We start from the raw sequence: 13,230 nt of genomic DNA on the forward strand, positions 1-13,230 counted from the left end.
GGCGCCCGCGCAGGGCCTCGATCACCGCCGGGGTCACGTCCACCAGCTCGTAGCGCGCCAGCAGCCCCTCCGGCGTCGACAGCTCCGCCCCCGCCTCCACGGCACGCGCCGTCGGACCCGAAGCCGGAAGAACCGAGCAGCCCGACACCGCGAGCGCAGTGAGCAGGAGCAGAGGGAGGACGCGCATCCAGGATCGCCTGATCGTTTTCGAGGCTTCGACGCCTAGCCGAACGGAAGCCCCCTGTCCGTAGCGGGGCGGACACACTGAGCCGCGCAGGCCCGGATCGAGGGTGATGATCCCCGCTGCACACACGAAGCCGTCGCGATCCGATGGTCGGAGGGCAGGGGATGCCGCCCGCCGGAAGCGCGATCTGGTTTTCGTACAAATGAAGCTCTATGGGATGGCAATCGAGCCGCCCCGCGATACATCGCACGACTTGGAAAAACTTCCTCGCTCATGAGGCTGCCCCTCTCCTACACACCGCCGGACTTGCAGGCCGAGCGGCCCGGCACGGTGCGCCGACGGCACGTGTTCTTCATTCCCGGCTACGACCCGGAGGCGCGGACCCGCTATCGCCTCCTGTTCGTGCGCGAGCTCCTCCGGCACGCGAAGCGGTTCGGCGATCCGCGGCCCGACATCTCCCCGGCGGTCCTCAGCCCGGACGGCCTCGTCCAGAGCTGGACGGTCGGTCCGGGCCGGGATCCGGGGCGTGCGGCGACGTCCTACGACGTGCTGCTCTGGGACGACCTCGTCGCGCGGGATTTCCGCCGGCCGCGGGTCCTGAGCGTCCTGCTGCTGGTCGTCGGCACGCTGCATGCCCTGCTGCGCGGGCTGATCTTCCGGTTCTACCGGCTCAACTGGCTCTACGGGAACGTGGTCATCTACCCGTTCGTCATGGTCGTGCTGCTCACGGCCCTGTCCGCGGCGATCGGGACGATGGTGCACGCCCATCTCGGCGACTGGTTCGGTCACAGCCTCGGCTGGCCGCCCTGGGTGACCCTGCCCCTCGCCGTCGTCGCCGGGATCGCCTGGATCGTCGCGATCGAGGCGTTGCTCAACCGGTTCTTCTTCTGGCAGCTGCTGAACGACTGGGTGTTCAACTGGCAGCACGGAAACGGCTGGCGGCGCGACTACGCGGAGCGGCTCGAGGTGTTCGCCGACCGCGTCCTGGCGCGGATCGCCGAGGCCGAGGCCCGCGGCGAGCGGCCGGACGAGGTGATGATCGTCGGCCACTCCACCGGCGGCCTCACGGCCGCCGAAGTCGCCGCCCGGATCCTGGCCCGCGCCCCGAAGCTCGGGGCGGACGACATGGCCCTCGCCCTGGTCACGCTCGGGTCCGGCCTGCCCCTCGTCGCCGCGCAGCCCTTCGCCGATCACGTCCGCGCCGAGGTCGCCACGCTCATCGCCTCGCGCCGGATCGTCTGGCTCGACGTGCAGGCGCCGCAGGACTGGATGAACTTCCCCGGCTTCAACCCCGTGCTCGACCTCGACCTGCCGCTCGCCGGCGGCCCGATCGCCAACCCGCTGGTACGCTCCGCGCAGGTGCGCGACATCCTCACGCCGGAGACCTACGCCAAGGTCTGCCGGAAGCCGTTCCGGATGCATTTCCAGTTCCTGATGTCGAACGAGCGGCCCGGCCCGTACGACTATTTCCGGATGGTGCTGGGGCCGCAATTCCTCCGCGACCGGGCGGTCCGCCCGATCGTCGCCGACCTTCAGCCCAGCCTTCGAAAGGGCGCCGGCTGAGACGCGGCCGTTCTCCCCTCGGGCGGGCGGCGTGCTATCCGTCCGCTGCGATCCCGCCGCCGAACCCGAACCCGGAGCCGCAGCCCCGTGAGCCCGTCCCGATCGAACGACCAGGCGGGGCGGCCCGCCGCGCAGGTGCTCGTGGTGATGGGGGTCTCGGGCTCGGGCAAGAGCACGGTGGCCGCGCTGGTCGCCGAGCGGCTCGGCTGGATCTTCGTCGACGGCGACAGCTTCCACACGCCCGAGCACGTCGCCAAGATGCATGCCGGGCTCGCCCTCGACGACGCGGACCGGGCGCCCTGGCTCGCCTCGATCGCGGTCTGGATCCAGCACCGGCTGGAGTGGGGCGAGTCCGGCGTGATCGTGTGCTCGGCCCTGCGCCGCGCCTATCGCGAGGTGCTCACCGGCGGCTCGCGGCGGGTGCGGATCGTCTACCTCGACGGCAGCCGGGCGCTCATCGCCGGCCGGCTGGCGGGTCGTCACGGGCATTTCATGGCGCCGGCGCTCCTCGACAGCCAGTTCGCGATCCTCGAACCGCCGACCGCCGACGAGCACCCGATCGTCGTCGGGATCGACGATCCCCCCGAGACGGTCGCGGAGCGGGTCGTCGCGCAGATAAACGGGACCGGAAGTGAATCCGCATGAGCGCACGGCGCATCGACCTCGTGATTTCGGACGTCGACGGCACCCTCGTCGGCACCGACAAGAGCCTGAGCCCGGGGACGATCGCGGCGGTGGCGCGCCTGCACGCCGCCGGCATCGGCTTCACCGTGGCGTCCGCCCGCCCGCCGGTCGGCCTGCGCGGCCTCGTCGAGACCCTGGCGCTCCGCCTGCCGATGGGCGCCTTCAACGGCGCGACGGTGGTCGGCCCGGACCTCGCCGTGATCGAGGAGCGGCTGATCCCGGAGGCCACCGCCCGGGATGCGGTCGACCGGCTCGTCGCCGCGAAACTCGACGTCTGGGTCTTCGCCGACGGCTCGTGGAGCCTGCGCGACCCGGCGGGGGCCTATACGGACCTCGAGCGCCGGACCCTCGATGCCGAGCCGAACGTGGTCGCCGACCTTTCCCCCCTGCTGGGCCGCGCCTCCAAGCTTGTCGGCGTCAGCCGGGACCACGCGCACCTGGCCGCCTGCGAGGCCGAGATCGGCGGTGCCCTGGAGGGCCGCGCGGTCGTGCACCGCTCCCAGGCCTACTACCTCGACGTGACGCCGCCGGGCATCGACAAGGGCGGCTTCGTGGACTGGATGGCGCAACATCTTGGCATCGCGCGCGACCGCATCGCCACCTTCGGCGATGCCGGCAACGACGGGGCGATGTTCGCGCGCAGCGGGGTTTCGGTGGCGATGGGCAACGCCGAGGAGGCGGTGAAGGCGGCGGCCACCGACCTCACCGACACCAACGATGCCGACGGCTTCGCCGAGGCGGTCGATCGGCTGATCCTGCCCTGACGCCCGGAGGGCGACGTCTGTGGCATGCCGGGCACAGGCCGGCGCCCCCGGTCTCGTCGCCCACCGGCGACCGCATCCGAGCCGCTTTCCGGCCTCATTTGACCCCGACCTAGCTTGACCAGAACAAGCGGGACCGGGTCTTCAGGATGCATCGACGCCTTCTCCTCGCCGCAGCTCTGGCGGTCGTGACCGTCCCGGCCATCGCGCAGGGAGCCCGCGACAACATCGATGCGCTGATCGAGCAGCACGCGAAGGCGAACGGCGTCCCGGCGAGCTTCGTCCACGCGGTGGTCAAGCGCGAGAGCAACTACAACCCGAAGGCCAAGGGCGGCAGCGCGCTCGGGCTGATGCAGATCAAGCCCGCCACCGCGCGCAGCCTCGGCTACCAGGGCGACGCCGCCGGCCTCCTCGACCCGGCGACGAACCTCAAATACGGCGTCGCCTACCTCGCCGGCGCCTACCGCACGGCACAGGGCAACATCACGCAGGCCTACGGCTACTACAATCGCGGGTACTATTACGCGGCCAAGCGCCAGGGCATCTCCACCGAGGTCGCCTCCGTGGTCGCCCCGGTCGCCGCCTCGGCGAGCGCGGTCGCGAGCCTGTTCACCGGCGCCCCCCCGGCCGACCCCAACCTCGCCGCCGCCAACGTCGCCCTGGCCTATGCGCCGACCGCGGCCGCAGCACCGGCCGAGACCGTCGCGGTGCCGCTGCCGCCCCGTCGCCCCGCGGCCTTCGGCGCCGGCGATTCGGTGGAGATGGCGAGCCTGCGGCCGACGCAGGATCCGGCGGCCGATCAGCCCCAGGCCGATTCGGCCGGCGCGGCCCAGACCGTCTCGGTGCCGCTGCCGCCGCGCCGGCCCGATGCCTTCGGCGCCCCGGTCCAGGTGGCCAGCGCCGACCTTTCCAATCTGACCCTCGCCGCGACGCCGGCAGCGCCGACGCCGGCCGCCGCCACATCGGTCGATCCGGCGGCGGACACGGTGGCGGTGCCGCTGCCGCCGCGCCGCCCTTCGGCCGAGCGTCTCGCCGCCGTCGTACGGCCCGCGGCGCCCCGCAGGACACCCGCCGGGGAGCCCGTCCTCGAAGCCACCGCACTCACCACCGAGTGAGAGAACCGGGCACATCGCGCGGGAAAACCGCACCCGTTGTCCCTACAACGATCGGCGCGCCGGGTTGACCGCGGGACCGCAGCGCAACACATACGGGGCGTCGGACGAGAGGACCGGTGAGGCGGACGCGTTTTGCGTCGCAGCATCGCAACCGCTCGAATTCCTTGAGACAAACAATCATGCACCGAGGGCAGGGGTGCGCCGGACGTCTCGCGAGAGATCGGGCGTGACCGCGTCATGGCCGCCCTCACGCGAGGTTCGCGGCGCATGACTTGCGTCGGGATGGCCGAGAGGCCGGTCTCGCGCTTGGGATCAATCGGAAAGCGGACGACGCCATGGCCGGCGCGGTGGAACAAGAATCACTCTTCCTGAACGACCTCGGTCGTCGGGTCCGCCATGCGCGCACGGTTCGCGGGCTGTCGCGCAAGCTGCTGTCGCAGACGTCGGGCCTGTCCGAGCGCTACATCGCCCAGCTCGAGGGCGGGCAGGGCAACGTCTCGATCATCCTGCTGCGGCGCGTCGCCGACGCCATGGGCGTGCGCCTCGACGACCTGATCACCGGCAACGACGCGATTCCGGATTGGCCGGTGCTGCGCGACCTGCTGGGGCAGGCTTCGCCGGCGCAGATCGCGGCCGCCAAGGAAGCGCTCTCCGGCGGCCCGCGCGATGGCAGCATGCCGCGCCCCCGCGTGGCGGTGGTCGGCCTGCGCGGTGCCGGCAAGTCCACGCTCGGGCGGATGACCGCGGAACGCCTCGGCTGGCCGTTCATCGAGCTCAACGCCGAGATCGAGCGCGAGAACGCGCTCTCGGTCCAAGAGATCTTCGCGATCTACGGGCAGGAAGGCTATCGCCGGCTCGAGCAGGCGGCGCTGCGGCGCCTGACCGAGCATCCCGGCCCGCTGGTGCTCGCGACCAGCGGCGGCATCGTCGCCGAGCCCCTCACCTACGACCTCCTTCTGCAGGCGTTCTTCACCGTCTGGCTCAAGGCGCGGCCGGAGGAGCACATGCAGCGGGTCCGCGACCAGGGGCACCTCGCCATGACCGGCGACCACGCCTCGGCGATGCTGGAGCTGCGGGCGGTGCTCGCCAGCCGCGAGCCGCTCTACGCCCGCGCCTCGGCGACGGTCGACACCTCCGACGTCCCCGTCGAGGTGATGGTCGATCGCCTGACGCAAACGATCGAGGCGCGCTTCCAGGCGCAGGCGGCGACCGCCTGAGGGTTGCAATGCCGTGCCCGGCGTCTCGCGCCGACCCTTGATCGTGGGCCGGCGTCACCCCAAGCTTTCGGCGTGCGTCGGGCGACGACCGGGCATCGCCGGTCCGCAACCGACCCGTGATCATCCGTGACCCGGCGCGACCCGGCCGGGGCGCCCCGGCGCCGACCGGCCATCGGGCTTCGTCCCGCGCCACCGAGGAGCATACCATGACTGGCAGTCACGCCCTCGGGCGTCCCGTCGCCGACGGGCTCGCCGGCACCGTCGATCCGGTCTGGTCGCGCCTGCGGGCCGAATCCGAGGCGGTGATCCGCGACGAGCCCCAGCTCGCGTCCTTCATCGTGGCGACGATCCTCAACCATACCAGCCTGGAGGGCGCGGTCTCGCACCGGGTCGCCGCAAGGCTCGGGCATCCTGCGCTGCCGTCCGAGCTCGTGGCGCATGCCTTCCACGAGGCGATCCAGGCGGACCCGCGCATCGGCGAGGCGTTCCGGGCTGACATCGTCGCGGTGATGGATCGCGATCCCGCGACCAGCCGCGCGATCGAGCCGGTGCTGTACTTCAAGGGGTTCCACGCCATCCAGGCCCACCGGCTGGCGCACCACGTCTGGAACCAGGGCCGGCGCGACCTCGCCCTCTACCTGCAGAGCCGGTCGTCCGAGGTGTTCCAGTGCGACATCCATCCGGCGGCGCGGATCGGGCGGGGCGTGTTCCTCGACCACGCCACCGGCCTCGTCGTGGGCTCCACCGCGGTGATCGAGGACGACGTCTCGATCCTGCATGCGGTGACGCTGGGCGGCACCGGCAAGCAGGGCGCCGACCGCCATCCCAAGATCCGCCGCGGCGTGATGATCGGCGCCGGCGCCAAGATCCTCGGCAACATCGAGGTCGGGGAATGCGCCCGGGTCGCCGCCGGCTCGGTGGTCCTGCGTCCGGTTCCGGCCAACACCACGGTGGTCGGCGTGCCGGCCCGCGTCGTCGGCACCGCCGGCTGCGCCGAGCCCGCCCGCGCCATGGATCAGCTCGTCAGCATCGACCAGTTCATCCACATGGCCGAGGGGATCTGACGCGGGCGGGCCGCCGCGCTTGCTCCACCGCCGAGGGCGTGGCAAGCGGTGGCCCGGCCGCCGGGCGGGCCGCCGATCACGGCGCGCATCGCCGAAGACACCCTGCATGAAGAACCCGAAAGGCTCGACAGCGTGACCAAGCCCGAAGTCGCGAAGCTGCAGGACTACCTGCGCCGCAAATTCGCCAATGCCAGCATCCGCATCGTGGCACTGAAGAACGGCGATTCCGCCGAGGTCTACATCGGCGAGGAGTCGATCGGCGTGATCTCCGACGACAAGGAGGACGGCGACGATTCCTTCGTGTTCCGGATGGCGATCCTTGACATCGACCTTGAGGAAGAGGCCTGAGTCCGGCGTCTCGCCTGTGCACGAATTAACGCTAACCCGCACAAGTGCTTAACGCTTCGTAAACATCCGGGCTAGACTGCACGCATCCTCGGATGGAGTGCGCGCGTCATGGTCCTCGCCCCCGCTGCCCTCGATACGATCCGGACGCTCTGCGTGGGCTTGGCCCTGTCAGGGTTGCTCGCGAGCGCGTTCGAGTTGTTCACGACGCGCCGCGCAAGCTTCAACCTGCTCGGGCTCGGCGGCGTCACCGCCGTCGCCGCGCTGCCGATGCTGGCCTTCGGCGCTCCGTTCATCATCCTGCGCAACACCCTGCGCGGGCGCCGGATCGAGGGGCGCCCGATCCCGTTCGTGATGCTGGCGACGATCATCGCCTGCGGCTGGGGGCTGCTCTCGGGCCGCGTCGCCCTCGACCTCGCGGCCCTCGTCGTCGGCGCCTGAGCCGGGCCGTCAGCGGTTGGCCGTCGCCACCGGCGACGCGCCGCCGTCGAGCGTCACCCACGCCCGCCCGTCCTGCCCCTCGCGCTTGATGTATGCGTATCCGGTGTTGCGCCACGACAGGATCGTGTTGGTCTTGTTGTCGAGGATGAAGTCGCCGCGGTCGGTGCGCACCATCAGCACCGCGTGGCCCTCGCCGATGTCGTCGATCACCACAGTCATCCGCAGGGCACGCCGGGGAAGCCCGCGCTCGATCAGCATCCGGCGCTTGAGCAGCTGGTAATCCTCGCAATCGCCGAACCCGTCATCCGGGAAGTCCCAACGGTCGACGACGCCCCAGTGCGCCTGGTCGGTGATCGGCCTGATCCGTGCGTTGACCCGGCGGTTCACGCTCGCCAGCGTCCGCCACAGGGCGGTGTTCATCGCGATGGTCGCCAGCTCGCGGGTGTCGACGTCGCATTCGGCCGGCATGCGTCGGCAGAACTCGGTCCACGCCGCCACCGGCCGCGCCGCCGGCCCGGTCTCCACGGCGGTGGCCGCATCGGGCGGGAGGGCGGCGATGCGCGGCTGGGTGGAGGCCCCCCCGATCATCAGGATCGTTCCGGCGAAGCCCAGGGCCGCGGCGCGTCCCGTGCGCCGCACCGCATCGCGCCATCGGATGCCGCCGAGGGCACCTGCCGCCTGGACAACCGCGTGCCGCATGCTCGATGCTCCGCCCTGCCGAAGCGCCCAAGCTGGCACGCTCCGGTCGGCGGCTCAATCGAAATTTAAGGGCGAATTAACCACGTCGGCGGCGAAAGGTTCCGATCCCGCGTGGTGATGTAAGGGCGCCACCCGCACATGCGCCATGGGTATGCGTGCCCTGCACGGTCGATCAGCCCTTGATTCCGGCGTGATTCGCGGCTTGAGACTGTGACACCGGCGTGACGGCGTGCCGGTGCCATGGGATCGGCATTCGAGGGTCCCAGCAAGACGCCGGCCAACGCGCCGCCAGGGATCATCGCAACCGTGTCGCAACCCCCCATCCATCTCATGATCCGGGCTCTCGCCGAGAACGGCGCCCCGGGGGCGATCGACATCGCCCAGCACGCGGTGGAGATGTTCCTCGCCGCCTCGCCCACCGACGCCGACCGCGCGCTCGCCGTCGACATCCTCCTGCGCGATCTGGCCAGCCTGCGCGGCGTCGCCCCCCACATCACCGCCTTCATCGGGCGGATCGAGATGCAGCTCGGCCGGATCCGCCGCGACGCCCTCAAGCGTCCGGCGCAGCGGCCCGTGCCGGCGGATGCCGAGATGACGGAAGAACCCGTCCCGTCCGAGGTCGAGGCCGAGCCGGCGCTCCAGGCCGCCTGAGCCTCAGCGGTTGGCGGTGGTGACCGGGGAGGTGACGCCGCCGAGGGAGACCCAGGCGACGGCGTCCTGGCTCTCGCGCTTGATGAAGGTGTAGCCGGTGCGGTGCCAGGGCAGGATCTGGCTGGTCTTGTTGTCGAGCACCAGGTCGCCGCGGTCGGTGATCAGGGTGAGCACGGCGTGGCCCTCGCCCTTCTCGTCGATGACCACGGTCATCCGCATGGCGCGGCGCGGCAGGCCGGCCTTGGCCAGCAGGCTGCGCTTGAGCAGCTGAAAATCCTCGCAATCGCCCGAGCCGTCCTCGGCCAGGTCCCAATGGTCGGGAACGCCGAGGTGGTCCATGTCGGTGATCGCGGCGACGGTCTTGTTGACCCGGCGGTTGACGGCCTGGATCGTGCTCCAGATCGCCGGGGTCATGGCGATGCGGGCGGGCTCGGCGGGGTCGACCGCGCACTCGGCCGGGTAGCCCTGGCAGAAGGCGACCCAGGCGAGGATCGGCTTGGCGGCGCCGACCGGCGCGGCGGCGATGGTGGGGGCGGGCAGCGAGGCCAGGGTCTGCGCCGCGACCGGGGCGACGGCGAAGGCGAGGCCCGCGGTCACCGCGAGGCCGGCGAGGGCCTTGCGCAGGCGGGGCGCCGACACCGCCCGAACCGTCGAAATCGCGAACCGCATCGCCGTGGCCCAACCCGTTAAGCTCTCGTTAACGAAAGCTCTCACGCCCGGGCCCCGACGGCAATCGCCCCCTTAACGAAAGGTTAATGCTGTGCGTAACACGGGCGTGCGGATCGGGCGGCTGGACCGATGCAGACGGGCCACAGGCGGGATGCGGGCGCCTCGCCCGGCCCGGCGGGTGCCGGCTCGGACGAGGCCCTTGCGGATCGCGCGCCGTGCGGCGGCGGGGTCTCAGAACCAGTAGTTCAGGCCGGCGCGGACCAGGCCGAAGCCGGCATCGCTGCGTCCGGCGCCGTAATAGGTGGCGGTGGCGGCATCGTAGTAGGTCGCGCCCGAGACGCGCTTGCCGAGGTCGAGGTAGAGCGCCTCGATCTTGGCCGAGATCCTGTCGGTGAAGGCGTACTCGATGCCGCCGCCGACGGCGTAGCCGGTCCGCGTCGTGTCCGGCAGGGCGTAGGGGTAGGCGGCCGCGTTCGCCGAGGCCGACCCGCCGCCGTAGGCGAAGCCGCCGGTGCCGTAGATCAGCACCCGGTCGAAGGTGTAGCCGACGCGGCCGCGCACGGTGCCGAAGTAGTCGAGGCTCGGGCGGACGCTCGCGTAGGGCACCGTGCCGAGATAGGCCGCATCCGCCTTGGCGAAGGCGGTGCCCTGGATGTCGGCCTCGACGCCGACGACGAAGCCCGAGCCCGGCGTGAGCTGGTAGTTATAGCCGACCTGGCCGCCGGCGAAGCCGCCCTTCGCCGCCCCGCCGGTCACGGTGCCGTAGGTCGGGTCGGTGAAGCCCTTGCCGGACTCGCGGAACGCGTAGCCGGCGTTCACGCCGGCGTAGAACCCGGTCCAGGTGAAGGCGGGCGGAACCGGCGGCGGCGGAGGCGGCGCCCGCCGCGGCAGGTCCGCGGCTTCGGCGGAGGCGAGCCCGGCCATCAGGCCGAAGGCGGGCAGCAGGGTGCGAACGAGCGCCGGAACGGATCTCGACATGGGGGTTCTCGTGTTGGGATGGGAGGTTTTGCGGAGCGGGATCCAGCGGGCCGCCCGTGCCTCCCCCTTCGGCGGGGGGAGGGCCGCGAAGCGGGCCGGGAGTGGGGAGCGCGTTGTCCGGAAAGGTCGCGCCCCTCCGCAGCGGGGGGAAGGCGCGGCTGCAGAAGACGCCCTCCGACGGGCCGGTCAGAGCGCCAGCAGCAGCAGGCCGACGATGGTGACGGCCAGGATCATGCAGATCGCGAGGTCGAGGACGCGGGCGCCGCCGCACGGGGGTCTCGGGTCGGTTCGCATCGGGTCGGTCCGCATCGGGTCGGTCCCTATGGCGGGCGGCCTTCGGGCGGCGGCGGCGATCATCGGCGCGGATCCTGGTCGGGGGTGAGGAGGAGCGCCTCCCGGACCGGGCTGCCGGCCCGGGAGGCGCCGTCGAGCACCGCAGCATCCCGGGAGGGGGATCCTGGTGCTGCGGCCTGCAGCGCCCCTGGGGTCGCGACGCGGTGGACCGTGTCCGCGGCGGCGATCCCGAGGGCGGGCAGCGCGAGGGCGACGAGGCAGGCGGCGAGCCGGCCCAGTCGCGAAAGGGTGGTCCCGCCCGGCGGCCTGCGATCGCGGCGCAGGGTCGCGTTCAGGGGCGGCATCGGGCGGCAGACGAGGGCGGGTTTCGGTTCGGGCATCGGCCTCGTCCGGGTCGCGTTGACGTGGGAAATTTGACCACGCCCAAACCGTATGTGTGCAGATTTCCCACGTCAACGCGAAATCGGTGGGCCGAGGTGTGCCGGCGCACGATGTGGGATTGTGTCCCACGTCGCCCGCCTCCATGCTGCGCCGATGTCCGAGACCGTCAACGACACCGCCGAGGGGGCTGCCCTGCACGCGCCGGTGGCGCGCCTGCTGCGCCCGCTGGTCCGGCTGTTCGTGGCCCGCGGCATCACCTTCCCGGCGCTGACGAACCTGCTGCGTGAGCTCTACGTCAACGTCGCCGAGCACGACTTCGCGCTGCAGGGCAAGGAGCAGACCGACAGCCGGGTCTCGCTGCTCACCGGCATCCACCGCAAGGAGGTGCGGCGCCTGCGCGGGGCCGGGGCGCCGGTGAGCGCGGTGCCGGCGGTGGTCTCGCGCACCAGCCGGATCATCGCCCGGTGGCTCGCGGACCCCGCCTTCACCGACCCGGACGGGCGCCCGCTGGCGCTGCGGCGCGCGGGCGAGGACGGCCCCTCCTTCGAGGCCCTGGTCGCCGGCGTGACCCGCGACCTGCGGCCCCGCGCCGTGCTCGACGAATGGCTCGACCGCGGGCTCGCCACCCTCGACGGCCAGGACCGGATCGTCCTGGCCGAGGCCGCCTACGTGCCGCGCGGCGGCGGCGAGCCGCAGCTCTACTATTTCGGGCGCAACCTCCACGACCACATCGCGGCCTCGGTCGCCAACATCCTCGGCGAGGCGCCGCGCTTCCTCGAGCGCGCGGTGCATTACGACGGGCTGTCGGAGGATCTGGCGCGGCGGCTGGAGGCGCGCGCCAAGGAGATCGCGATGGAGGCGCTGACCCAGGCCAACCGCGAGGCCCACGCCGCCTGCGCCACCGATCCCGGCGGCCCCCACCGCTGGAACTTCGGCCTCTACGTCTACGCCGAAGCCGTGCCGCCGCGCGCGGGCGTCCCCCCTGCCGAGGAGGCGTCGCCGGCCACGCCGGAGGCCGGGGCGTGAACCTGTCGGTCGGAAACCTGTCGGTCGCACGATCGCGCGCGGATCGGGGCGGTGTTCGGTCGTCGAGCGACCGGCTCGGACGAGGTGCCCTTCCTCCCCCCTCTGCGGGGGAGCGTGGCCCGCGAGGTTCTTCGCATTCAGACGCCCCGGGACCGCGCGCATGAGCGCTCCGACCCGCCGCCTCGTCCTGCGCCTGCTCGCCGGCGCCGCCCTGGTTCCGGGGCGCGCGCTGCCGCAGGAGGCGCCGCGCGACCAGGGCATCGGCGGCACCGGGGCGCGGCCGACGGACACGCCGGGGGACGGCGACCGCGGCATCGGCGGCACGGGGGTGATCGGCACGATCCGCCGCTTCGGCTCGATCGTCGTCAACGACCTGCGCATCGCCTATCCCGAGGACGTGAGCGTGCGCATCGACGGGGTTGCGGCGCGCGCCGCCGACATGCGGATCGGCCACGTGGTCCACGTCGTCGCCCATGCCGAGGCGGGCGGCCTCGCGACCCGGCGGATCGACGTGACGAGCGAGGTGGTCGGGCCGGTGGAGAGGGTGGCCGAGGGCGCCCTCGTCGTCCTCGGCCAGAGCGTCGCCACGGTCGGCGTCGCCGGGCGCTGGGCGGTCGGCGACCGGGTCGCGGTGTCGGGCCTGCGCCGGCCGGACGGCGTCGTCGTCGCCAGCCTGATCGAGCCCCGGGCCGAGGGCCCCGCCTGCGTCGCGGGCCCGGTCCGGCACGACCGCGACGGCCGCCCGGTGATCGGGCGCCTGCGGCTGGAGGGCGCCGGCGAGGCAGCGGGCGGCGTGCTCAAGGTGGCCCGCGCGAGCGAGGCGCTGCCATTCCCGCCGGGGCTGAGCCGGGTCTCGGTGGAGGCCTATATCGGCCGCAGCGGCGGCCGGATGAACCTCGGCTCCGGCCTCGACGTCGCCGGGCCGGCCGGTGCGGCGATCCCGCGCCGCGGCAGCGTCCGCGCCGTGCTGACGACGCGGCCGGCCGCCGACGGGCGCCTCACCGTCGAGGCCCTGCGCCTCGACGAACGCGGCACCGCGCCGGACCGCAACCCGCTGTTCGAGCGCGCGCCGGACCGGATCGACGGCCGCGGCCTGCCCGGAGGCGGCCCGGACGGACGCTTCGAGCGCGGCGGCCGTGGGTCCGGCGGCGGCGGGCC

General features: G+C 72.5%; 16 protein-coding genes and 1 pseudogene. 11 read left to right on the forward strand and 6 right to left on the reverse strand.

The window, feature by feature from the left end; translation table 11 throughout:
• Window positions 1-187 (reverse strand): annotated as a pseudogene (locus FV227_RS25085) (sugar transporter); the annotation flags it as partial.
• A gap of 270 nt (window positions 188-457) precedes the next feature.
• Between FV227_RS25085 and FV227_RS25090 the strand changes: the two are divergent.
• From FV227_RS25090 to FV227_RS25125, 8 genes are all read left to right on the forward strand, one after another.
• Window positions 458-1,747: an alpha/beta hydrolase gene (locus FV227_RS25090; RefSeq protein WP_147725612.1), complete on the forward strand. Its 1,290-nt coding sequence runs from the start codon at window positions 458-460 to the stop codon at window positions 1,745-1,747.
• A gap of 147 nt (window positions 1,748-1,894) precedes the next feature.
• Window positions 1,895-2,392, forward strand: a complete 498-nt coding sequence (locus FV227_RS25095) for a gluconokinase (RefSeq protein WP_147860166.1) — start codon at window positions 1,895-1,897, stop codon at window positions 2,390-2,392.
• Entirely contained in the window at window positions 2,389-3,195 is an 807-nt protein-coding gene (locus FV227_RS25100; protein ID WP_147725613.1) for a Cof-type HAD-IIB family hydrolase, read from the forward strand. The genes FV227_RS25095 and FV227_RS25100 overlap by 4 nt, the downstream gene beginning before the upstream one ends.
• Before the next feature lie 146 nt (window positions 3,196-3,341).
• Entirely contained in the window at window positions 3,342-4,307 is a 966-nt protein-coding gene (locus FV227_RS25105; RefSeq protein ID WP_147860162.1) for a transglycosylase SLT domain-containing protein, read from the forward strand.
• 311 nt (window positions 4,308-4,618) lie between these two features.
• Complete coding sequence (locus tag FV227_RS25110) at window positions 4,619-5,524, forward strand: helix-turn-helix transcriptional regulator (protein ID WP_281406289.1); 906 nt, start codon at window positions 4,619-4,621, stop codon at window positions 5,522-5,524.
• A gap of 206 nt (window positions 5,525-5,730) precedes the next feature.
• Window positions 5,731-6,588: a serine O-acetyltransferase gene (gene cysE / locus FV227_RS25115; protein ID WP_147728555.1), complete on the forward strand. Its 858-nt coding sequence runs from the start codon at window positions 5,731-5,733 to the stop codon at window positions 6,586-6,588.
• A gap of 132 nt (window positions 6,589-6,720) precedes the next feature.
• Window positions 6,721-6,936: a DUF3126 family protein gene (locus tag FV227_RS25120; protein ID WP_147728559.1), complete on the forward strand. Its 216-nt coding sequence runs from the start codon at window positions 6,721-6,723 to the stop codon at window positions 6,934-6,936.
• 108 nt (window positions 6,937-7,044) lie between these two features.
• Window positions 7,045-7,374: a hypothetical protein gene (locus FV227_RS25125; RefSeq protein ID WP_147728556.1), complete on the forward strand. Its 330-nt coding sequence runs from the start codon at window positions 7,045-7,047 to the stop codon at window positions 7,372-7,374.
• A gap of 9 nt (window positions 7,375-7,383) precedes the next feature.
• Here the strand turns inward: FV227_RS25125 and FV227_RS25130 are convergent, their stop codons facing one another.
• Window positions 7,384-7,962, reverse strand: a complete 579-nt coding sequence (locus tag FV227_RS25130; RefSeq protein WP_243948331.1) for a transglutaminase-like cysteine peptidase — start codon at window positions 7,960-7,962, stop codon at window positions 7,384-7,386.
• Window positions 7,963-8,379: 417 nt separating this feature from the next.
• Here FV227_RS25130 and FV227_RS30110 point away from each other — a divergent pair, with 417 nt between their 5' ends.
• Window positions 8,380-8,724 carry a hypothetical protein gene (locus FV227_RS30110; protein WP_243932331.1) on the forward strand — a complete coding sequence of 115 codons (345 nt, stop codon included), beginning with the start codon at window positions 8,380-8,382 and terminating at the stop codon, window positions 8,722-8,724.
• 3 nt (window positions 8,725-8,727) lie between these two features.
• On the opposite strand, the gene FV227_RS25140 is transcribed toward FV227_RS30110, so the two are convergent.
• The 4 genes from FV227_RS25140 to FV227_RS25150 form a co-directional block, all read right to left on the reverse strand.
• Complete coding sequence (locus tag FV227_RS25140; protein WP_147860163.1) at window positions 8,728-9,393, reverse strand: transglutaminase-like cysteine peptidase; 666 nt, start codon at window positions 9,391-9,393, stop codon at window positions 8,728-8,730.
• 231 nt (window positions 9,394-9,624) lie between these two features.
• On the reverse strand, window positions 9,625-10,317 hold the full coding sequence (locus FV227_RS25145; RefSeq protein ID WP_147860167.1) for an outer membrane beta-barrel protein: 693 nt from the start codon (window positions 10,315-10,317) through the stop codon (window positions 9,625-9,627).
• Between the two features lie 240 nt (window positions 10,318-10,557).
• Window positions 10,558-10,728 (reverse strand): hypothetical protein, encoded by a 171-nt coding sequence (locus FV227_RS29310; protein ID WP_187274949.1) that lies wholly within the window; start codon window positions 10,726-10,728, stop codon window positions 10,558-10,560.
• Window positions 10,725-11,045 (reverse strand): hypothetical protein, encoded by a 321-nt coding sequence (locus FV227_RS25150; protein WP_147860164.1) that lies wholly within the window; start codon window positions 11,043-11,045, stop codon window positions 10,725-10,727. Before FV227_RS25150 ends, FV227_RS29310 begins: the two co-directional genes overlap by 4 nt.
• A gap of 154 nt (window positions 11,046-11,199) precedes the next feature.
• On the opposite strand from FV227_RS25150, the gene FV227_RS25155 reads away from it, so the two are divergent.
• Together FV227_RS25155 and FV227_RS25160 are read left to right on the forward strand one after the other, a co-directional pair.
• Window positions 11,200-12,072: a DUF6502 family protein gene (locus FV227_RS25155; RefSeq protein ID WP_147729867.1), complete on the forward strand. Its 873-nt coding sequence runs from the start codon at window positions 11,200-11,202 to the stop codon at window positions 12,070-12,072.
• A 160-nt stretch (window positions 12,073-12,232) separates the two neighbouring features.
• A partial coding sequence (locus FV227_RS25160) for a DUF5666 domain-containing protein (protein ID WP_147860165.1) occupies window positions 12,233-13,230 on the forward strand: 998 nt, incomplete at its 3' end.

The sequence above is a fragment of the Methylobacterium sp. WL119 genome, assembly GCF_008039875.1.
GTDB lineage: Bacteria > Pseudomonadota > Alphaproteobacteria > Rhizobiales > Beijerinckiaceae > Methylobacterium.

What these genes read in the sequence shown, in the direction of transcription:
- FV227_RS25105 (WP_147860162.1), top strand. Translation starts at nt 3,342, where the DNA reads ATGCATCGACGCCTTCTCCTCGCCGCAGCTCTGGCGGTCGTGACCGTC.
- FV227_RS25155 (WP_147729867.1), top strand. Translation starts at nt 11,200, where the DNA reads ATGTCCGAGACCGTCAACGACACCGCCGAGGGGGCTGCCCTGCACGCG.
- FV227_RS25145 (WP_147860167.1), bottom strand. Translation starts at nt 10,317, where the DNA reads ATGGCCGGGCTCGCCTCCGCCGAAGCCGCGGACCTGCCGCGGCGGGCG.
- FV227_RS25150 (WP_147860164.1), bottom strand. Translation starts at nt 11,045, where the DNA reads ATGCCCGAACCGAAACCCGCCCTCGTCTGCCGCCCGATGCCGCCCCTG.
- FV227_RS29310 (WP_187274949.1), bottom strand. Translation starts at nt 10,728, where the DNA reads ATGATCGCCGCCGCCGCCCGAAGGCCGCCCGCCATAGGGACCGACCCG.
- FV227_RS25125 (WP_147728556.1), top strand. Translation starts at nt 7,045, where the DNA reads ATGGTCCTCGCCCCCGCTGCCCTCGATACGATCCGGACGCTCTGCGTG.
- FV227_RS25140 (WP_147860163.1), bottom strand. Translation starts at nt 9,393, where the DNA reads ATGCGGTTCGCGATTTCGACGGTTCGGGCGGTGTCGGCGCCCCGCCTG.
- cysE (WP_147728555.1), top strand. Translation starts at nt 5,731, where the DNA reads ATGACTGGCAGTCACGCCCTCGGGCGTCCCGTCGCCGACGGGCTCGCC.
- FV227_RS25130 (WP_243948331.1), bottom strand. Translation starts at nt 7,962, where the DNA reads ATGATCGGGGGGGCCTCCACCCAGCCGCGCATCGCCGCCCTCCCGCCC.
- FV227_RS25090 (WP_147725612.1), top strand. Translation starts at nt 458, where the DNA reads ATGAGGCTGCCCCTCTCCTACACACCGCCGGACTTGCAGGCCGAGCGG.
- FV227_RS25100 (WP_147725613.1), top strand. Translation starts at nt 2,389, where the DNA reads ATGAGCGCACGGCGCATCGACCTCGTGATTTCGGACGTCGACGGCACC.
- FV227_RS25095 (WP_147860166.1), top strand. Translation starts at nt 1,895, where the DNA reads ATGGGGGTCTCGGGCTCGGGCAAGAGCACGGTGGCCGCGCTGGTCGCC.